Annotated in this window: 19 protein-coding genes; 7 read left to right on the forward strand and 12 right to left on the reverse strand. The window is 46.4% G+C overall.

Features of this window, described 5'->3' with window-relative positions:
* Window positions 1-203: 203 nt before the first annotated feature.
* On the reverse strand, window positions 204-2003 hold the full coding sequence (locus IDJ77_RS20810; RefSeq protein ID WP_191190904.1) for a PAS domain-containing protein: 1800 nt from the start codon (window positions 2001-2003) through the stop codon (window positions 204-206).
* Between the two features lie 198 nt (window positions 2004-2201).
* Here IDJ77_RS20810 and IDJ77_RS20815 point away from each other — a divergent pair, with 198 nt between their 5' ends.
* Window positions 2202-2561 (forward strand): response regulator, encoded by a 360-nt coding sequence (locus IDJ77_RS20815; protein WP_191190905.1) that lies wholly within the window; start codon window positions 2202-2204, stop codon window positions 2559-2561.
* Between the two features lie 54 nt (window positions 2562-2615).
* Window positions 2616-3650: an alpha/beta fold hydrolase gene (locus tag IDJ77_RS20820; protein WP_191190906.1), complete on the forward strand. Its 1035-nt coding sequence runs from the start codon at window positions 2616-2618 to the stop codon at window positions 3648-3650.
* A 266-nt stretch (window positions 3651-3916) separates the two neighbouring features.
* Here the strand turns inward: IDJ77_RS20820 and dnaK are convergent, their stop codons facing one another.
* The 3 genes from dnaK to IDJ77_RS20835 form a co-directional block, all read right to left on the reverse strand.
* Window positions 3917-5815: a molecular chaperone DnaK gene (gene dnaK / locus IDJ77_RS20825; protein ID WP_191190907.1), complete on the reverse strand. Its 1899-nt coding sequence runs from the start codon at window positions 5813-5815 to the stop codon at window positions 3917-3919.
* Between the two features lie 283 nt (window positions 5816-6098).
* Window positions 6099-7178 (reverse strand): hypothetical protein, encoded by a 1080-nt coding sequence (locus IDJ77_RS20830; protein ID WP_191190908.1) that lies wholly within the window; start codon window positions 7176-7178, stop codon window positions 6099-6101.
* Window positions 7179-7442: 264 nt separating this feature from the next.
* The gene (locus IDJ77_RS20835; protein WP_191190909.1) at window positions 7443-8600 is read right to left on the reverse strand and encodes a helix-turn-helix domain-containing protein; all 1158 of its coding nucleotides are present in this window, start codon (window positions 8598-8600) and stop codon (window positions 7443-7445) included.
* 308 nt (window positions 8601-8908) lie between these two features.
* On the opposite strand from IDJ77_RS20835, the gene IDJ77_RS20840 reads away from it, so the two are divergent.
* Window positions 8909-9430, forward strand: coding sequence for a GNAT family N-acetyltransferase (locus IDJ77_RS20840; RefSeq protein ID WP_191190910.1), 522 nt, complete (start codon window positions 8909-8911; stop codon window positions 9428-9430).
* Window positions 9431-9471: 41 nt separating this feature from the next.
* Here the strand turns inward: IDJ77_RS20840 and IDJ77_RS20845 are convergent, their stop codons facing one another.
* The gene (locus tag IDJ77_RS20845; RefSeq protein ID WP_191190911.1) at window positions 9472-10200 is read right to left on the reverse strand and encodes a LytR/AlgR family response regulator transcription factor; all 729 of its coding nucleotides are present in this window, start codon (window positions 10198-10200) and stop codon (window positions 9472-9474) included.
* Window positions 10197-11321 carry a sensor histidine kinase gene (locus IDJ77_RS20850; protein ID WP_191190912.1) on the reverse strand — a complete coding sequence of 375 codons (1125 nt, stop codon included), beginning with the start codon at window positions 11319-11321 and terminating at the stop codon, window positions 10197-10199. Before IDJ77_RS20850 ends, IDJ77_RS20845 begins: the two co-directional genes overlap by 4 nt.
* A 245-nt stretch (window positions 11322-11566) precedes the next feature.
* On the opposite strand from IDJ77_RS20850, the gene IDJ77_RS20855 reads away from it, so the two are divergent.
* A complete protein-coding gene (locus tag IDJ77_RS20855; RefSeq protein WP_191190913.1) occupies window positions 11567-11887 on the forward strand; it encodes a hypothetical protein in 321 nt (106 codons plus the stop codon).
* Between the two features lie 229 nt (window positions 11888-12116).
* Here the strand turns inward: IDJ77_RS20855 and ispG are convergent, their stop codons facing one another.
* Together ispG and IDJ77_RS20865 are read right to left on the reverse strand one after the other, a co-directional pair.
* Window positions 12117-14138 carry a (E)-4-hydroxy-3-methylbut-2-enyl-diphosphate synthase gene (gene ispG / locus IDJ77_RS20860; RefSeq protein WP_191190938.1) on the reverse strand — a complete coding sequence of 674 codons (2022 nt, stop codon included), beginning with the start codon at window positions 14136-14138 and terminating at the stop codon, window positions 12117-12119.
* A gap of 80 nt (window positions 14139-14218) precedes the next feature.
* Complete coding sequence (locus IDJ77_RS20865; RefSeq protein WP_191190914.1) at window positions 14219-14392, reverse strand: hypothetical protein; 174 nt, start codon at window positions 14390-14392, stop codon at window positions 14219-14221.
* Window positions 14393-14442: 50 nt separating this feature from the next.
* Here IDJ77_RS20865 and IDJ77_RS20870 point away from each other — a divergent pair, with 50 nt between their 5' ends.
* Window positions 14443-14655 (forward strand): hypothetical protein, encoded by a 213-nt coding sequence (locus IDJ77_RS20870; RefSeq protein ID WP_191190915.1) that lies wholly within the window; start codon window positions 14443-14445, stop codon window positions 14653-14655.
* Window positions 14655-14933, forward strand: a complete 279-nt coding sequence (locus tag IDJ77_RS28060) for a type II toxin-antitoxin system RelE/ParE family toxin (RefSeq protein ID WP_191190916.1) — start codon at window positions 14655-14657, stop codon at window positions 14931-14933. Before IDJ77_RS20870 ends, IDJ77_RS28060 begins: the two co-directional genes overlap by 1 nt.
* 3 nt (window positions 14934-14936) lie before the next feature.
* Here the strand turns inward: IDJ77_RS28060 and IDJ77_RS20880 are convergent, their stop codons facing one another.
* Window positions 14937-15794, reverse strand: coding sequence for an NAD(P)-dependent oxidoreductase (locus tag IDJ77_RS20880; RefSeq protein WP_191190917.1), 858 nt, complete (start codon window positions 15792-15794; stop codon window positions 14937-14939).
* Window positions 15795-15857: 63 nt separating this feature from the next.
* Between IDJ77_RS20880 and IDJ77_RS20885 the strand changes: the two genes are divergently transcribed.
* On the forward strand, window positions 15858-16679 hold the full coding sequence (locus IDJ77_RS20885) for a hypothetical protein (RefSeq protein WP_191190918.1): 822 nt from the start codon (window positions 15858-15860) through the stop codon (window positions 16677-16679).
* Here the strand turns inward: IDJ77_RS20885 and IDJ77_RS20890 are convergent.
* From IDJ77_RS20890 to IDJ77_RS20900, 3 genes are all read right to left on the reverse strand, one after another.
* A complete protein-coding gene (locus IDJ77_RS20890) occupies window positions 16665-17621 on the reverse strand; it encodes a phosphotransferase (protein ID WP_224751176.1) in 957 nt (318 codons plus the stop codon). The genes IDJ77_RS20885 and IDJ77_RS20890 overlap by 15 nt on opposite strands.
* A 139-nt stretch (window positions 17622-17760) precedes the next feature.
* Window positions 17761-19092: a TldD/PmbA family protein gene (locus IDJ77_RS20895; RefSeq protein WP_191190920.1), complete on the reverse strand. Its 1332-nt coding sequence runs from the start codon at window positions 19090-19092 to the stop codon at window positions 17761-17763.
* Window position 19093: 1 nt separating this feature from the next.
* The gene (locus tag IDJ77_RS20900; protein ID WP_191190921.1) at window positions 19094-20731 is read right to left on the reverse strand and encodes a TldD/PmbA family protein; all 1638 of its coding nucleotides are present in this window, start codon (window positions 20729-20731) and stop codon (window positions 19094-19096) included.
* Window positions 20732-20892 lie beyond the last annotated feature (161 nt).

Consider the following 20892-nt stretch of genomic DNA (forward strand, 5'->3'; position numbering starts at 1 on the left):
ACAAAAAAACCCGCAGCGATTGGCTGTGGGTTTTTTTGTTGATAATAGTTCATGGATGATGGTTTACAGTGGATAACTTATGTAAAATGGAGGCTTTTCGCGCCTTATAAACCAAACTATGAACTATGAACCATCACCCATGAACTAACTCACCGGCAGCACAAAGTAAAACTCCGAGCCCTGCCCTTCGCTGCTTTCTACGCCTATTTTGCCCTGGTGCAGTCTATGATCTCGGCAGAAAGGTACAGGCCGATACCAAAGCCGCTGAAGCCCCTGGTGCTATCGTCCTCTACCCGGTAAAATCGCTGGAAGATATGCTGTTGGTCTTTTAATTTAATGCCTATGCCGTTATCGCGCACCGATATTTTTACCTGGTGGTTTAGGCGCTGTACCGAAACTTTGATGTCCGTATTCTTAGGCGAATATTTCACCGCGTTGCTGATGAGATTGTTGATCACCTGGCCTATCTTATCTCGGTCGGCAGTGAGGATGATGGGGTTGCCGCCTGCAAAGGAGATGGTATGGCTTTGGGCGATTGGCTGGTTTTCTGCAAGCGCCTCCTCTATCAAAGCAATAAGATCAAACTCATAACGCTCCAGCCGCAGCTTACCCGATTCGAGTTTGGACAGATCGAGGAAGCCATAAATGAGCTTGGTCATCTTGTTGATCTGGTTCTCTGATTTTTGCAGGGCATTAAGCAAAAAACTATCGCCCGATTTCATGGCTTTAACATGCAGCAGCTGAATGTAGGCTTTTAACGATGTAAGCGGTGTTTTTAACTCGTGACTGGCAATGGCAATAAAATCGTTCTTGCGGATCTCGTTCAGTTTATTCTCGGTGATATCCAGCACGGCGCCAATAAATCTTTGCGGTACGTCCTGGTCGTTAAAGCTTACTTTCCCTTTGGCCCTTACCCAACGCAGCTTTTTATCATCAATACCTATGGTGCGGTACTCCACATCGTACTCGCCGTTAGAGAGCTGGCGATCATACGCGCGGTTAACCGCCTGGTCGGTTTTTTCCTTATCATCGGGGTGCAGGCCCAGCAAAAACTGGTTATCATAACTTACGGGGCCATCAAAATCTCCCATCCCGAATAATTCGCGACAACGCCTGTCCCATTGCATGCTTTGGTTTAACAGGTCCAGGTCGAAGGTGCCCAGTTCTGCCGCCTGTGTGGCCAGGCGCAGGTTCTCTTCACTTTTTTGCAGGTCATCAAGTATGCGCTTCTGTTCAGTAATATCCTGTACGGTACCCGGCATGCGCAATGGCGTTTGGTTTGTACCGTAAATTATTTTGCCCGTGGTACGGATCCAGTGGATAGTAGCATCCAGCCAGATCACCCTGGCCTCGTAAAAATAAATCCCTGTTTGCAGCGCCTTGTCGAACGCATTGATGATGATCGGCAAGTCGGCCGGTAGTACGATCTGTCTCAATGCGGCATGGCTGACAGTCTCGGTTTTTTTACGGCCAAAGATCTCAGCAAGCCGGGGCGAATGTATAATGGTTCCGTTTTGCAGATCAAGGTCGAAAGTGCCCAATCCCGTAGCCTCTGCGGCAAGCCTGAGGCGTTCTTCCGCGTCTTCCAGCCTGCGGCGCGAGAGCACCTGTTCGGTAACTTCCGTGGCGACAACCATAATACCGTTGATAGACCCATCGGCGTCGGTTATGGCCTGATAAACAAAATTGAAGTAATAATCGCCAGGCACATTATCTCTTACGAGGATAACTTTTGCTTCGTAACCGTGATGAGGGATGCCGGTATTATAAACGTTTTTAAGCAAGCCTAAAAAAGGCTGATCTTTTATCTCGGGCAACCCGTCGGCCAAGGGCTTACCTATAATGCTTGTGCCTTTACCCCATAACTGTAGTATATGACTGTTTGCCAGCTCTATAATCAGGTCGGGGCCACGCAAAACACCAAGGGCCACCGGCGCCTGGGCCATAAAATTATCAAAGTTTTGCTGGCTTAGGGCACCAGAGCTCGTAGAGTTTGCAATCACGATTTTAATATAACAATAATAATGCAATTAATACGAAACATTCGATGTACCTTACCTAAAATATAAATAATTGTAGTATTTTTGACACAGTTTACGTGCCGCAAGATATCAAGCCTTTCCCCAGTTTTGAATTATTGTTTTATTTGCAGATACTAAGGATACCATTTCCACATTTTAGCAGTTTAGTATATAATTTTTATGGTGAAGCGTATTTTAGTATTGGATGATAACCAGGACATACTCGACATTGTGCACGAGACCCTGACCTACGAAAACTTTGAGGTGAGAAGCACCGGCGAAAGCCAGGATGTAATGCCTTTGGTGGAAGAGTTTAACCCCGACCTGGTGATACTTGATTTCCGTGTGGCAGGCACCAACGGTGGCGAACTGTGCAGGCAAATAAAAGCTCATCCAAAATTCAGCAACGTACCTGTTATTATATTTTCGGCCTACATAAGCCGCGATGCCGAATTGCTGGCGTATGGCTGCGATGCCATCATCAACAAACCGTTCGATCTTACCGAACTGGTGGAGAAAGTAAACAACCTCATCTCGTAGTTTTTCAGCTCCCGTTTATAATTTTACGGCGTAAATAAAGTTTATAGCTGTACTATGCTCCGCACCCTCTCCCTTTTAGCGCTCGTCTGTGCCCTACTGTTTAACTCCGGCACAGCATCGGCCCAAAGCAATTACACCACCACCGATTTTTTTGTACCCAACGGCACGCTGCAGTTACAGGTGCGCAAGGTTGTAGAAACAACTTACTCATCGCGCCGTAAATTACCTTTACTATTGGTGCATGGCGGCACCGGTGCAACCACATCTTTTGACCTGGATACTGACGACACTTCCTTCGCCAAATCGCTGGCGTTGGGTGGCTTTACCGTATATATGATGAATATCCGCGGCTGGGAACGCTCCACCGCCCCTGCATACAACCTCACTGATACTGCTTTGGTAGCGGGCAGCTGTATAGAAGCAGCATCGGATATTGATGCCGTTGTAAATTACCTATTGCAAGGCAACCCAAAAGGCAAAATAAACCTGTTTGGTTGGGCCGCAGGCGGGCACTGGGCGGCCTATTACACTACCCTGCATAACGATAAGGTGGCTAACCTCATTGTGCTCAACAGCCTCTACGGCGTTAAAGCGCCCTGGATGTTTAATGAATCCTTCGCCGACCCGACAGACAGCACCAAATTCAACAGTAGTATCCCCGCCTACCGGCAATCTAACGAGCAGGCGGTTATCAATATCTGGAAAACCGGGATAACGGATGCCGATACAACTATCAAGGCAGATTCGGCAATCATCAAAGCCTTCGCCAAAAGCGCGGTAAGTTTTAACGAAGAACATCTGCTGAAAACACCCGGCGGTTTCCGCAAAGAGAGTTTCTACATGGCCAATGGGCGCAAGTACTGGGATGCGAAGGATATTACTGTACCAACGCTCATCATCCGTGGCGACAGGGATTTTTGGTCGCGCCCGGTAGATGCGGAGGCTTTTTACAACGAACTCGTCAGCGTCCCCAATAAAAAGAAGGTTACTATAGCCAACGGCGGCCACTTTGTGTTTTTAGATACCCAGGGCAACGGGCGGCGGAAGCTGCTTATAGCTATTAATAATTTTGTAAAGAAGGGGTTGTAGGGCGTGTACCGATTAAAAACCTATGTCATTTCGAGGGAAGCGCAGCGACGAGAAATCTTCTACACAATGCAGTTCAACTTTGCAGGGCGGCTATGTATTGCCATTTAGAATAGCGGTTATAGCGTGCCGCATAAGATTTCTCGTCGCGCCTTTGCCCACAGCCTGCCCCCGCTCGCTCGAAATGACATGAGTGTATAAACAACAAAACCCCCGATTGATCTTACTCAACCGGGGGTTTTTATTTGGATATTTATCCGCAGTGAAAATTACTTCACTTCTTCAAAATCAACATCAGTTACGTTATCGGCACTTTCGCCTTGTGGCTGCTGGCCGGCATCACCTTGTGGCTGTTGACCACCATCGGCAGATGCTTTGTACATATCCTCGCTGGCTGCTGTCCACGCTGCATTCAGTTCTTCCTGTGCGGGCTCAATAGCTGCAAGGTCTTTTGCTGAATAAGCTGCTTTCAGTTTCTCTAAGCCGGCTTCGATAGCGCCTTTTTTATCGGCAGGGATCTTATCACCGTATTCTTTCAGTTGTTTTTCTGTAGAGAAGATCAACGCATCGGCACTGTTCAGTTTTTCAACTTCTTCTTTTGCCTTTTTGTCAGAGTCTGCATTTGCTTCTGCTTCATCCTTCATTTTTTTGATCTCTGCATCAGTTAAGCCCGAAGAAGCTTCGATACGGATCTTTTGCTCTTTACCGGTTGCTTTATCTTTTGCAGATACATGCAATATACCGTTAGCATCAATATCAAAGGTAACTTCTACCTGTGGTACGCCACGCGGTGCCGGTGGTAAACCATCCAGGTGGAAACGGCCGATGGTACGGTTACCCTGTGCCATTGGGCGCTCGCCCTGTAATATGTGGATCTCAACAGATGGCTGGTTATCACTTGCTGTAGAGAACGTTTCTGATTTTTTAGTTGGGATAGTTGTGTTCGATTCGATCAGTTTGGTCATTACACCGCCCATGGTTTCGATACCTAATGATAATGGGGTAACATCTAACAGCAACACATCTTTAACTTCGCCGGTTAATACACCACCTTGTATAGCAGCACCGATAGCAACAACTTCATCAGGGTTAACACCTTTTGAAGGCGCTTTACCGAAGAATTTTTGCACGGCATCCTGTATAGCAGGGATACGGGTACTACCACCTACCAAAATAACTTCGTCGATATCTGAAGTGCTGTAACCTGCGTTTTTCAAAGCAGTACGGCAAGGATCGATAGTACGTTTGATCAGGCTATCTGCCAATTGCTCAAATTTAGCACGGGTTAAAGTTTTAACCAAGTGTTTAGGGCCTTCGGCACCTGCAGTAATGTATGGCAGGTTAATTTCTGTTTGGGTTGAGCTTGATAACTCGATTTTTGCTTTCTCAGCAGATTCTTTTAAGCGTTGCAGAGCCATTGGGTCTTTACGAAGGTCAACACCTTCGTCGCTTTTGAATTCGTCTGCCATCCAGTCGATAATTACCTGGTCAAAGTCGTCACCACCTAAGTGAGTATCACCATCGGTAGATTTTACTTCGAACACGCCATCACCTAATTCCAGGATAGATACGTCATGTGTACCACCACCGCAATCAAATACGGCAATTTTCATATCCTTGTGTGCTTTATCCAAGCCATAGGCAAGGGCAGCAGCAGTAGGCTCGTTAATGATACGGCGAACTTTTAAACCAGCAATTTCACCGGCTTCTTTAGTTGCCTGGCGCTGTGCATCGTTAAAATAAGCCGGTACGGTGATAACCGCTTCAGTTACTTCGTGGCCCAAGAAATCTTCTGCAGTTTTCTTCATTTTCTGAAGGATCATGGCAGAAAGTTCCTGTGGTGTATATTTACGGTCGCCAATTTCTACACGTGGGGTGTTGTTGTCACCTTTAACCACTTTGTATGGCATACGATCAGCTTCTTTAGTAACCTCGTTAAACTGGTTGCCCATGAAGCGCTTGATAGAAGAAATAGTTTTTGTTGGGTTGGTGATAGCCTGGCGTTTTGCCGGATCGCCAACTTTACGTTCGCCATCGTTTACAAAAGCTACTACTGACGGCGTAGTACGTTTACCCTCGCTATTGGCTATAACAACAGGCTCGTTGCCTTCCATTACAGCAACGCAGGAGTTTGTTGTTCCTAAGTCGATTCCAATTATTTTAGACATATTATTGATTGATTTTTTGTTATTAAGTATTGCTTACCGATGCTATTTAACAAGGGTTGTGCCAATACTTAAATGGCAGAAAAAATAACCGATTATTGGCAGAATACTTACAGGGCGACATAGCGCGTTACTTTGTGGTGACAGGTTGGCAGAAGATGAATGTGCAAATGTGCGGATTTCAGATGTGCAGATGAACGAAATAGATTTGAAAATGAGATAATTTGAAGATTTGAAATAACTAAGCTACATTTTCAAATCTTCAAATCGCCAAACTTTCAAATCCTCAATTATTCACCGGCGCTACCCTTTCCATCTCAATCTTCAATTCCTTACCACCTATTTTCCCAATCAGCGTTTTCATTTCGCCGTTGCCGGGAATGATAGTGGCCGTTAGCGTATCTTTCATCGTAGCCGGGTATTGAAACGCTACGGTGATCTGTTTGGTTTCGGGATTGTATTTGTACCTGCCAATTACTTTGTTACGGTAATCGGGGTAGCCCAAAACAAGGTCGAAGCGGTCGATAAATACATGGGTGAGTACACTGTCGCGGCAGGGTACCTGGGTTTGATCAATGTTGTTTATGAATACACGCTTCACTTCATATTTACCGGTTATTTCAGTATAGTTAATTGGGTATTCGTGCACAGCGAGGGCAATTGCGGGGATAATAATAGCTGATGCCTTTACCGCATAACTTATCCCCTTAATTCGGAAATTATACAACGGCGAATTGCCTTTTTCCACCAGGAAGAAATCAACCAGGCGGCGGTACTCCAGCAGGATGAGGTATATTACGGCAAGCAGCTCGAGGGCAACGTATACCTGTACCAATAAGTTGAGGTAGTAGAGATCAAGCAGCATGATATTCAGCAGCATGGGCAGCAGTACAAAGGCGCCCACCAACCTGGTTTTGCGGAATAGCAATAGTGCACCGCCTAAGATCTCGATGCAGGCAATAATATCCACCATGGAATGATATCTCCCCATAAATGCCCACATCAGCATTTCGTTAGGGATGGCTGTAAAAGGGTCATCCAGCATACCGAGTGGCACGTAAAATTGCAGGTGGCAAAACTTCTGGCCACCAAACATGATCATATCCAGCGCGAGGGTATAGCGCACGGCGTTTTGCCAAAAGGCGGTATAATTGGTAACGTCGATAGTACCCTTAGCGGCTTTGCTTTTCCAAACAAATATCAGCGTTAAAACGGTGAACAGGTAACCGAGCGCTATGCCATATAGCAGTAGCGGCGATATATTCTCGCCTACGGCAACACGTACGGCGCGGGTAAAAACAATAGCGCCCAATATGGCGGCGATAAAAGCGGCAAGGGCAAGTGGGGAGAAAGGTTTACGTTCCATATACATTGTGTTATTTGTTGCACAATGTTAGGCGAATGGGTAATGCGCGTCGTTCGGGATTATCCAATGGAACGTGTTTGTGGGGATTTTCTGCGTGGTTAGTTGACTCACCCCGAATGCGCTCCGCTGTTCGACCCTCTCTGCTGCGCAAAGAGGGTGAAAAAATAAAGAAAGAGAAAAAAAGAAGAAACAAAGTCAACCGCTATGTCTCCCCCTCTTTCCGCAGGAGAGAGGGGGCGGGGGGTGAGTCGAATAGCGACGCGATTACTCCGTCGCTACTACTACCTTTTTATGTTGATTAACAAACCCACTCGGCGACATCCCCGTTTGCGTTTTAAACACCGTATTAAAGGTGGTTTTAGAACTGAATCCCGCGCTGTAAGCAATGCCCAGCATATTAAGGTGTTTGTATTTATCCGACAGCATAATTTGTTTGGCTTCCTCAACCCGGTAAGCATTTACAAACTGGAAGAAGTTTAAGCCTATCTTCTCGTTCAGCAGAAAAGAAAGATCGTGCACCGATACACCCATGGCTTCGGCCAGTTGGGGTAGACTGAGCTCATTATCCAGGTAAAGCTTCTCACCCGTCATCAGGCTTTCGAGTTTGGTACGCATTTGTTGAGCCTGCTTATCAGCAAGGCGTTGTTTAGTGGGTTTTAGCTGTGCGTCTACCTCCACAATTACTTCGTTAATGGCCTTCAGTTCCGATACTTCGAAGGGGAAGATCTCCTTCTGCGCCAGCGAATAATAAAATATGGCAAGGCCGCCAAGCAGGTAGCCAGTGGCAATAATAACCAGTGATATTTGCAGCCCTAAGAAAATGGATGCAAAAAATAAGGCAAGCATCCCTCCTACGCTCAGCAGCAGGTATTTAAGCCAGTTAAGGTTTACCGGCACCGTATCCGACGCGATAAGCTGGATATGCTTCTGGTGCTTCAGTAAGGTATTAAACGCCAGCACCCAGTATGCCAGCAACTGCACATTTATCGACCAGCGTACCAAAAAGCCAATCGCAAAGTTCAGCTTTGGCGGCAAGCTGAAGTGCCCGCCTATTAGCTGGTAGTCGGGGAAATACAGAACGGGCACCATGTATATAAAAAAGATGGTGAAAGGTATAAAATGCAGGTAATCGCTTGCTTTAAACTTACTGCCCGGCGTGGTGAACTGCACAATGCTCAGGTACAGCGCCGGTGCCAGCGCAAAACGGGAGAGTTCGTTAAAACCGATAATGCGGGGGTATGCCTTGTCCAACCCGGCATCGTACAGCACCACATTGCAAACCATGCTGCCAACTGATGCAAAGAACAAACCCAGCCAGCGGTTGGCCACTACATTCACCTTCCCCGGGTTAAACCAGGCCACAAAGGCCATCAGGAAGAAGCAATTGCATGTGATGATGTGTAAAATAAGTTGGGCGCTCATGTGATAAAATTACGATTTGAAGATGAGATAATTTGAAGATTTGAAAATAGAGCTACGCTAATTTGAAGATGAGGTAATTTTGCAGATTTGAAAATTGAGCTTCGGCATCTTCAAATTATCAAATCATCAAATTTTCAAATCATAACATTATATTTGCGCATAAAATTACCGCCGCTGTTACTTAACACACCAAACAGGCACACTTCACTGCCTGGAATTGTATAACACCGCAGCTTAAAAACGCTGCCGCTAAGCCACCAAAACAAGGTGGACTGAATTTCTTTTGTTATATAATTAAACCCAAACCAATGTTTTTTATTGAAACCGAACGGTTAAAATTAATACCCTTAACACATGCGCAGCTTTTACTTTTACAGGAGAGCCGCGAAAAAATGGAACTATCTATGGGCCTTAACCCATCTAATATGCTGGTGGACCAAATTTGGCAGGATGAGCTTGCCGACGCCATTGAGAACTGGTGCATCCCCAAAACACTGGCCAATCCCGATAACTGGATCTGGTACAGCATTTGGGAGGCGGTGCGAAAAGATACCAACACCAGCATCGGCGGCTTCGGGCTCGGTTGGCCCGACGAAAAAGGCGAATCCATCACCGGTTATTCTATCGACCGGAACGAACAAGGCAAAGGCTACGGCACCGAAGGGCTAAAACGCATTTGCGAATGGGGCTTCGAAAACCCGGATGTAAAGGTGATATGGGCAGATACGGGTGCCGATAACCTGCCCTCGCAGCGGATACTGCAAAAAGCGGGCTTTACCCAAACGGGTACGAGAGATGAGTTTGTAATATATAAACTGCCGCGCGTGTAAACTAAAGCCACAGTCCCGACCAATAGGCCGGGACTGTGTTCTTATGCCGCTGTGCTTTGCTGTTTCAGCTTTTTCTGCACGTCCTGCTTGTAATTGCGGCCTATGGGGAGTTCATGCCCGTTAATTTGGATGCTGTAGGAGTAAAAGGAATCTATTTTGGCTATCGCTACCATAAAGGAGCGGTGGATGCGCACAAATTTGCTTTCGGGTAACATTTCTTCCAGCAGGCTTATTTTTTGTTTGGTGGTGTACACCTGCTCTTTTACCACCACTTTCACATAGTCGCGCAGGCTCTCTATCCATAAAATATCGTTGATGTTGAGTTTGATGGTTTTGCGGTCGACCTTTAGGTAGATAAATGCCTCGCGGTCGCTCACCGGTATTTCGTAACAAAGCATGGCTTTATTATGGTTATCCGGCTGTTGAAACACCTTACCAACCGCGCGTAAAAACCTGTCGAACGGGATGGGTTTCAGCAGGTAATCAACGGCGTTGAGTTCAAACCCCTCGAGCGCGTATTCGCTATAGGCGGTTGTAAATATCACTTTCGGCGGGTTCTTCAAGCTGCGCAGCATATCGGTGCCATTTATGCCCGGCATCTTAATATCGAGGAACATCAGGTCTACCGGTTTTTGTTGTAACAGTTGGAATGCCTGTATAGCATCATTGCATTTGCCCACTACTTCCATCTGGTTAAACATGGCCAGGTATTTTTCTATCACCTCAATAGCGTGCGGCTCATCGTCTACAATTAATACACGTGTTTTCATGCGGTTGCCAATTGGTTTAATGGTTGGGGCCGGTTTGCCTGCTGCGGCACTACTTTCAAATCAAGGTCGAGCACGATGAGGAAGGTATCTTCCTCATCCATAATTTTGAGGTTGGATGTACCGGGATATAAAAGCGCCAGGCGCTTGGCTACGTTTTTAAGACCCAGCCCGTGGGGCTCATCGCTGCTCTGCGTTTGTTTAACGGGGTTGTTATTGGCTACCTTCAGTTTAAAGCTCTCGCCTTTTACCGTAATATCAATGCTTATCCACACCTGCCCTATGGTTTCGCCGGCACCATGCTTAAAAGCATTCTCTATAAAGGGCAAAATAAGCAGCGGCGCAATGAATTTATTTTTGAGATTGCCCGAGATATTAAACGAGAGATCGATACGGTCCTCATAACGCAACTGCTCCAGTTTTACGTATTGCTGCATCATAAAAATCTCTTTCTCCAGAGGTACTTCAATGGTATTGCATTCGTAAAGCATATACCGTAACAAGCCCGACAAACCCAATATTACCTGCGGCGATTGTGGCGACTGGTTTAAACTGAGCGCATACAGGTTGTTTAAGGTATTGAACAAAAAATGCGGATGCACCTGTGCCTTCAGGGCGTTCAGCTCAGCTTCCAGCGCCCATTGTTTACGCTCGTACCATACCTTAAACAGCTTAATGGCCAGCACAAAACCGATTACCATATTGGTTCCCTTTAAGGCACCTATAAATAAGGGGAGATCAAAAAGCATCGTTAAGAATGGCCGGGAATTATCACGGATGTACTCCGGGTCGGTTGCGTATTTATGCTCAATCATGTAGGGGATAACAAAAGTTAACCCAATGGCGCGGCTAACTGAAGTAGAGATAAACACCAGCGGCAGAAACAATGCGGCGAAAACGAGGTATCGCCCAACAAACAAATACCGGGGCACAAGCCAGTACGCGATTGCATAGTAATAGGCAATTTGCACCGGCATATAAAAGAGGTTATTGCGGAATGAGAGCACATAATCTACCTGGACGGCATACATACTGGTAACTATAAAAGAAACCACAAGCCAAAACAATATATGCTGAATACCCCTCGGCAACTTAACGTTCTGAAAAGGAAATTTCGCTGTCATATACATCTAACAAAAATAACCCAATTACAACCCAAATATAATGAGGCTTTTACCATTATCGACGAACAACACGCTTTTGCAGACAGACTGCATTGAAACACGTGCAACCAGCCTATTTTACCATACAGACGTACTTTGTTGCCAATTAGTTACGCTTTGTATACAGTTCCCTGCTGTAAAGCACTAATTATTTTTACTGATGATGACGCGCTATACTTTAGCATCATTATTTAAAAATAACAACCATGAAAAATTTCATCATAACCGCCCTGATAATTGCAGCAACTACCATGGGCAGCTACGCACAAAAAACAAAAACAATTGATCACGGCTTTTGGGTAGCCGAAAGCAATAAGCATAACCCTAAAGAACAAACCATCCGGTTTTACAACGATGAGGCACAGCTTGTTTACGAGGAAGTAATTTACAGCAAACTGGATATTCGCAAAAAGAAAAACCAGGAAGCCTTAACCCGGCTATGCAATAAATTGTACGAGCAAAAGGAGTATGCCATGCACCTGGAGAAAAACCAACTGATAACAGCCGCTTTAAATTTAAAGCACTAAAGAATGTTTTTTTAATATGTTAAGTTCAAGGGTTGGCGCGAGGCCGGCCCTTGTCTGTTTTAGGGGATGTCAGAAAATCTTATCCCTCCCTGGGGAGGGGTGCGGTTGCCGGGGCGTAAAGGCAGAGAGGGGTTTAGCCGATAAACCAGCCTTTGCATGGTTTGATAAACCCCTTCCTACACCTTCCCCAGGGAAGGAACGCACATTCCCGCGCTTTTTTATAGCGGTTCTACGCCGGCTCTATCCAGTTACCATCGGCTTGTATAATACCGATGAGTTCGTCAAGCGCATTGGCGGAGTTGATGTTCTTCTTCACCGCTTCTTTACCACGGTAAAGGGTTACCTTATCCGTTCCCGAACCTACGTAGCCGTAATCGGCATCGGCCATTTCGCCGGGACCATTTACAATGCAGCCCATGATGCCTATTTTCAGCCCTTTAAGGTGACTGGTACGGCTGCGGATCATCTGGGTTGTGATCATCAGATCGAACAGGGTACGCCCGCAGCTTGGGCAGCTGATGTATTCTGTTTTGGAGATACGCGAACGCGTCGCCTGCAATATCCCAAAAGCTGTTGAGGTAATAACCGAAGTTTCTGCCTGCGGGGCGTCAATCCACACGCCATCGCCAAAGCCATCTACTAATAAAGCGCCCAGGTCGGTAGATGCGAATAGTTGTAAGTCTTGAGTCTGAAGTTCTGAGTCTGAAGTCTCGAAGGAATAACTTCTTTTAATGATCACCGGCACATCCAAGCCAAACTCTTCCAGTTTCAGGAAAAACGCGCGTTGATCTGCCATACCGTGGAGTTTGTTTGTCTCCAATACAAACACCAGGCTTTTATCCATCGGTAATAAACCGAATGCTTCCGAATCCAGGTCGGCATTGGTTATCCTCACGAGGTTTAAGGCTGATGTGCGGTTAGCGTCTGCAGCAATATATTCGGCTAAAGTAAACAGAGGATGGCAAAGCGTTTTATTGGCCAGTTTTTGCCAGGTAGCGTAATTGTAAAGCTGTTTTAAGTTGCCGGGCAAGCTAAATGATGGAAGGCTATCCCCCAGGTAAACAAAATCTACCGATTGCTCGGCCATGTTATATTTATCCAGCAGCGGCGAATACAGGTACCCCGCAGCATTCAGCACGGCAGAATCTTTCAAATTGGCCTGCGAAATATCAACCACCACTCTCGGCACCATGTGCCCACCAATAAAGGTGTTGGCCTCGTAAGTGTCGCGTTTTTTGTATTCGTAGGGATTGTGGGAAGGAGGTAAAGGGTCGAAGGTTAAAGGCGAAAGGTTATTTTCCGAATTAGTTTCACCTTTTACCTTTTGCCTTTCACCTTTCGCCCTTAAAGCATATCTGTTCACCAGTGCAATGGCCACCGGTGCTTCCGCTTCGGGTTCTTCGGTAAGGGAAACGCGGACGGTATCGCCCAAGCCGTCTTCCAGTAAGGTACCAATACCTACGGCAGATTTAATGCGACCGTCTTCGCCGTCGCCGGCTTCGGTTACGCCAAGGTGCAGCGGATAGTTCATGCCTTCGGCAACCATGGTTTGTACCAGCAGGCGGTAGGCCTGCACCATTACCTGCGGGTTGCTGCTTTTCATTGATACCACCAGGCTGTAATAACCCAGTGTTTCGCACATGCGGATGAATTCCATGGCGCTTTCTACCATCCCTTGCGGGGTATCGCCGTAACGGCTCATGATGCGGTCGCTTAACGAGCCGTGATTGGTACCGATGCGCATAGCAGTGCCGTATTCCTTGCATATTTTCACCAACGGCGTAAATTTCTGGAAGATGCGCTCCAGTTCGCCGCGATATTGGGCATCGGTATAATCTATCTGGTCGAATTTCTTTTTATCGGCGTAGTTGCCGGGGTTTACACGCACTTTTTCTACAATGCGGGCGGCCACTTCGGCAGCATTTGGCGTAAAGTGGATATCGGCAACCAGTGGTACATTATAGCCACGCTGGCGAAGCTGCTTCTTTATTTCGGCAAGGTTGTTAGCCTCCTTGATGCTGGGCGCGGTGATGCGTACATATTCGCAGCCGGCATCCACCATGCGGATGCTTTGCTCTACGGTACCAAGGGTGTCCATGGTATCGGTAGTGGTCATGCTTTGGATGCGGATAGGATTATTGCCGCCCATGGGCACATCGCCGATGAAAACCTCGCGGGTTACAAAACGCGAGTACTCGGTTAACGAATTACAGTAACGGCCTTGCAGCATTTTTACAGCATCAGCATTCATTTGCAGGGTGGTATTAATAAGCTGCAAAAATACGGATTTTGTTGGAAGGTTGGAATTTTGAATATTGGAAGGATGCCATCTTACTTATTGGAAAATCTCCGCTTGGTTTCCTTGTAACTGAGCACCCTACCCTCTTTTACATCCGATAGTCCCTTTTCTATTTTTTCGATGAAAAACATTTGCTCGATGAGTTGTTCAACATCAAAATCATCTTTAAGATTGTTCAAAGCTTTAAGAACAATAGCCTTTTTCATACAACTAATATACAAATCGTAATTCAATAGATAATTTATTAAATTTGAATATGGCAACGCAATTTATAACCAACGACAATGGGGAAAAGACATCGGTTATTATTCCTATAAACGAATATGAAGACCTTATTCATTCCCATCACCTTAACCTTGAGCTTACTGATGAATATAAGCAGATGATTGACAAAATGCTTGAAGAAGAAGCTAATGGCGAGGTGACCTACATTTCTGAAGAAGTTATAAGGAAAAGATTTGAACGTTAATGGCCAAACCACTCGTTTACCGTTCAGAAGCAAAAAAAGACCTTGGAGAGATTGAGGAGTACTACGACAAAATATCACCCTCTATCACGAATAACTTTTTTAAGGAATATTTTCTGACATTAAAGTACATCAAGCTGGGCCCTGAAATGTTCCAGGTAAGATATAGAGGAATTAGAATAGCCCCTCTATATCGTTTTCCTTACGGTATACATTATAGTGAGACAACTGACGCTATTATCATTTACAGGATTTTACACACTAAGCGATATTTCAAATAAATTTCACCCCTTCCCCACCTGCTTTATCACTGCAATCAAATCCTCCCCGCCAAATTCCGCCTGTGCGGCTGCGTAAGTTTTTAATGCTGCTTCGCCTAATGGTGATGATAAACCGATGCCCTGCGCCAGTTTGAGGTCTTTAACGATGTTGTTTAACGAGAACGCAGCGCTGTAGTTATCATTCAAAATCGTATCGCCTTTTATTTTCATAAACGGGTTTGCCAAGGCGCCGTTATTCAGCAGGTTCAATAAAATCTCCGGGGCGATGCCGTTTTGTTTGGCCAGTACAACCGCCTCTGCCAAACCCTGTGCGTGGATGCTAAGCAGCGTATTGATGGCCAGTTTGGCTACATTACCTGCACCCACTTCGCCAATAAGGGTAGCGCTTTTGCCTATGGTCTCTAATACCGGTTTAACCCGTTCAAACGCTGCGGCGTCGCCTCCGACCATGATAACCAGTTGAGCGGTTTCGGCTTGTTTAACGCTACCAGAAACCGGGGCATCCAGGTAAGCATTGCCCTGTTCGGCACACGCCGCTGCAATTTCCTTACTGATGGCAGGCGACACGGTGCTCATGTTGATGATAACTTTGCCCGTAGTGTTTGTACTCAGCAAACCATGTTGGCCATGGAAGATCTCGTTAATAGCCTTATCGTCCGTCACCATAATGATCACCATATTAGCCTGCGCTATTAGTTGTGCCGGGGTAGCCGCGGTGTCCGCTCCCTGTTCTTTCAGAGCGGCTTCCTTATCTTTATTGCGGTTATAAACGGTTACCGGGTAACCCGCTTTGATCAATTGCTGCGACATGGGCGTGCCCATCAGTCCGAGGCCTATCCAACCTATTGTTGTTTTCTCCATAAAACAAATATCTGTTTATCGGCTGATATTATTATGTATTTTAGTGACGAGAAAATCCCTGAAATGAAGAAGCTTTTTTTTGCGCTTATCCCCGTCATTGTTCTCTTATCCTGCAAAAGCAACATAAAAAACAAACCTGCCGATACGCTTACAGCGGTAAAACCTGCCCGGGTATCGCCTGTAAAAAAGCTGCTGCCCATTTACCAGGGTGTTTGGGTAAAAAGCGATTATATCGAAAAAATAAAGCAGACACATTCTGTTTTGGCAGCGGTAGATTTGGTAACCGGCATAACCGGGATGCAGATAGACAGCAGCCTGCTTAACGGGGATAGCCTGGAGGCAACCGTTGGCTGGGATAATCAAAACCCCGGAAGTGTCGCGCTTACTTTTAAACCCGGCAAAAACCCCGCTGCGGTTAAATTTGGAGAGGATGAGCTTGGCTATTCCATTACCAACGGCGATACCTCCTTAATTTTATACCAGGTTTACCAAAACCAGTTATTTAAAACCTTATACCATAAAATATTAAATGTAAGTGCCGACAGGAATGTAAGCGATGGCATTAACTATGCCATTAACAAAGCACTTATAGCCGGCGGCTACCTGCTCACCTTTGGACCAAAGAAAGTAAGTGAGGTAACCTTTACCGCCGACGGGCAGGTAACAGGCCTCGAGGGGTTTAAGAAGTATTTTGTTGAGAACGACCTGAAGCCGGGGCCTTTAAAAAATTTAGACCTTATTATTTTCGACGAGTTCAGCAGTAAAAGGGCAACTTACTCCTACCTGTTTAAGGGTAATACGCTGGAACTATACGAAACAAAGCCGAATGAAAAAGCTACCCGAATGGTGTTGGGCAAGCTTAAGTATATTTTAACCCGCCAGTAATTCGGCAGATACATTTTCTTCGAAAAAGGTTCTTACCAACATTTTGATAAAGCGTTTCAAGTAGGTTTCGTTAAAAAACACATTGCTCCAGTTATCAAAACGCTGCGCTTGTATGCCCAGGTAAAAGAAGTACAGGCTCACGCCCAAAATGGGCAGTAAACGCTTTTCTTCGGCGCTGATGGGTGTAACAGATTCATAGCCTTCTATAAAGCTTCTCTTCTTCAATTCCCGTTCGGCAACATCTTTTTCGGTGCTGTGGATCTGGAGAATATTATAGGCGATATCATAAGCCAGCCAGCCGTTCCCGCAGAAATCAAAATCGAAAATGGTTACAAGGCCTTCTTTGGTGATATTCATATTATCGAACCAAATATCGAGATGTACCGCTCCGGTCCGCATTTGCGTTTCATCGGCTTTGGCTATCTCATTCAGCAAGTATTTTTGTGCCGACAGCATCCAGGCCATCTCATCCGATCGGGCCGGGAGGAAATTATTGAGGTATCGAAAAGGGCGCTGTAAAACAACTTCGGGCGTGTAATGAACCCTTTGCAGCTGCAGGCCCTGCGTTAAGCTATGGATGCGCGCCATGGTTTCCCCAATTTTGTAATGCTGTTCTTCGGATAAATTCAGCAGCTTTTCGCCTTCGGCAAAAGAAAACATTACGCCTAAACGCATTCCCTCGGGCGCATCAATTTGCTGGATGTAGTTATCGCCGGCATCCTTTAAAGGATAAGAAACCGAAACACCGCCATCGCGAAGCAAATTGAGCAAGCGGATCTCTTCGCTAATTTCCGTTTCGCTGCGCCAATCTAAACTATACACCCTGAACACAAACTTATCCGCGCCATCGCTAACTAAATAACTATGGTTGATGCCTGTTTTTAGCAATTTACAGGAGGTATTGACCGAAAGTTTATACCTATCCCGGAGGAATATTGTCAAATGGGGAGCCGAAAGGGTAGAACTGATTACCGGGAAAGGACGCATAATATAAAATTGGGGTTACAAAGAAACAAAAAACGCCATTGCTTATGGCAACAGCGTTAAAATATTGTTAGCATTTAGTTAGCCTGCAAACTTTCTAAACCGCGTCTGAAAGCGACGAGAACGTAAAGTCCCTGATCTTCATTGGCGGGATGAGGTAGCTGCGGTAGCTTTCTACGCTGATGCTCCGTTCCTGTTTGCCGAGGGCTTCGAGGTTGTTCAGCATAATTACCGGGCTTTCGTTAAACCTGAAATTTTTCACCGGGAATTTGATCTTACCGTTCTCAATGTAAAATGTACCGTCACGGGTAAGCCCGGTTAACAGCAGCGATTGCGGATCTACCATGCGGATGTACCACAGCCTCGATACCAAAATTCCCCGCTCGGTGCTTTTAATAAGGTCTTCTAATGTAGCGTCGCCGCCTTCCATAATAATATTGCTTGGGCCGGGCAGTGGCGCTACGCCTTTTTTCTGCGCCCAAAAGCGGGAGTATGACAGGTTTTTCACCACGCCTTTATCTATCCACATGGTTTTCTCGCGCGGTAAGCCATCGCCGCCCCAGGTTGGGCCGGGCAGGTCGGGATTAAAGGGGTCCGAATAGATGGTTACTTTCGGGTCCATCAATTGCTCGCCCAAACGGGTACCGCCGCCTTTTTTGCTTAAAAAGCTGCGGCCTTCTTCAGCGCTGCGGGCATCAAAACGGAACATATTTTCCAGCATATAGGTAGCTGCAACCGGCTCCAGTATCACGGTATATTTTCCCGGCTCAATGGCTTTGGCACCAATGGAGGCATTAGCCTTCATGGTAGCTACGCGGGTTGCCGAAGCGGTATCCAGCTTGCTTACATCTGTAAACCCACGGGCTGCATAGCCGGATGTGGTACCTGCATCGTTACGGGTAGTTACCGAAAAATAAACATCGGTGCTTTTGTTATAGGCAAACAAGCCTTTTGAGTTCATCACCGCGCTGAAGCTGGTAGAGTTATCTAAAAAGCCGGCCGCGCTCAATTTGGCTTCTTTGGTTATCGCCAGGCTTTTACCCACCATTTCCGCCCGGCTATCGGGTGTCATGGCAGCGGTATTGGCATTATAAGTTATCGCTTCCTTAAATTCCGATTGGCCCAGCATCGGCATGTATTCCGAATTCTCGGGAGCGAATTGCGCCAGTTCTTCCGAGCGGCGTACTACGCGCTCCAATGCTGCATCGTCGAACTCATTAATAGAGGCCGAGCCTGCTTTTTTACCGTAAACGGAGGTAACCGATAAACTGATGCTGCTTACATCGCCCGCAGTAGAAACCGCGTTTAATGCGTATCGCACGTTACCCTCATCGCCACCGCCGAGGCTTGCCTCGCACTCATCGGCCTTGGAATAGCTAAGCACTTTCTTCAATAAAGCCTGTGCCTGTTCTTTTGTATATATTGCCATGTTACCCGATCTTTCTTTTTGTGTTGATTACATTAACCCCGTTAAACCTTGTTGTAGATGAGCCGTGCGATACCGCGCTGCTTTGCCCCGGCTGCCCTTTGCCATCGTTAAACGAGCCGCCAAGGCGGTAGTCGCTTTCGTCGCAAACCTGGGTGCAGCTGTTCCAAAACTCCTGCGTATTGGCCTGGTAGGCTACATCGTTTAGCATACCTACAATCTTTCCTTCTTTTATCTCGTAGAAAAGCTGACCGCCAAACTGAAAGTTATAGCGTTGCTGATCGATAGAGAAGGAGCCGTTACCGATGATGTAAACGCCTTTTTCTACATTTTTGATCATCTCGTCAACGCTCAGCTTAGCGGTTCCCGGCTGCAGCGATACGTTCGGCATCCGCTGAAACTGTACATCCTGCCAGCTTTGCGCGTAGCAGCAGCCCTGCGATTCTTTAAGGCCGATGATGTGCGCCTGGTCGCGGATGGCCTGGTAGTTTACCAGCACGCCATTTTTAATGATGTCCCACTTTTTGGTGCCCACACCTTCGTCATCATAACCCACAGCGCCTAAAGAGCCTACCTGCAGTTTATCGCCCACAACATTCACCTTATCGCTGCCGAATTTGAAATTGCCGGCCTTCCATTTATCTAAAGTAAGGAAACTGGTACCGGCATAGTTGGCCTCGTAGCCCAGTACACGGTCGAGTTCTGTTGGGTGGCCAACGGATTCGTGGATGGTGAGCCACAGGTGGCTTGGATCCAGCACCAGATCATACTTACCCGGGTCTACCGATTTTGCGGTGAGTTTTTCGCCCGCCTGTTTGGTGGCGAATTTGATATCTTCCAGCATATCGTAGCGGTTTTTATATCGTGGCGTGATGCCCCCTACGGTTTCTGAAGCCAGCGGATTTAAGTATTCATACCCCATGCCTACCGGCGAGCTTAAAGCGCTGCGCGTTTCAAACGAACCCTTGGTTGGGTCTATCTTGGTAACGGTAAAGCTTGGGAACAGGCGATGGATGTCCTGATCGATATAAGAGCCATCAGTACTGGCAAAGTATTTTTGCTCGTTCACCGCAAAGATGGTAGAGTTTACAAAGTTTGCGCCCGAGCCCATCGCAATGGCATTAGCGCCCAGCAGCAGGTCAACCTTTTCTTTTATCGGCACCTCGAAGGTATTCTTCTCGATAGGTGTTTTCCAGCTTACTTCGCCATAGCCTTTTTGGGGAGCCAGCTGTACCGGTGCGCTGCCCAGCTTGGCATTTGCTTTTGCAACGGCAACGGCACGTTTTGCAGTTTTGGCGATACCATCTTTGGTAACATCGTTAGTAGCGGCAAAGCCCCAGCAACCGTTGGCAATAACGCGGATGCCTACGCCGTAACTTTCGGTATTGGCCACGTTAAGCACCCGGTTTTCGCGGGTGATCACAAACTGGTTAAGGTAGCGCCCGATGCGGACATCGGCATAGGTGGCTCCTGCAGATCTGGCGGCGTTCAAGCCGGCATCGCTTAGCTCTTTTTTAATTTTGGCATCCACCGGGTTAAGGGCGTCCTGCACATCGATGCTTTTACCGAATGCCGACAGGTTTGGCAAAGCGGTTGCCGCCGCGCCAAGCCCCGTTAAATAAATAAAATCTCTTCTTCTCAAAGTTTTTCCTCCAATTATTTTGCCCGGTTTAAGCCGGGATATATGTTCATAAATAAATGTTCGCAATCAGCTTTTTCTTACCGCTATTACCTTAAATCAGGGTTTACAAAAGTTTACACTTTTCAAATTGCAAATACATAAACAATTGACAATAAGTACTT

The organism is Mucilaginibacter pankratovii, assembly GCF_014773265.1.
GTDB classification, from domain to species: Bacteria; Bacteroidota; Bacteroidia; order Sphingobacteriales; family Sphingobacteriaceae; genus Mucilaginibacter; species Mucilaginibacter pankratovii.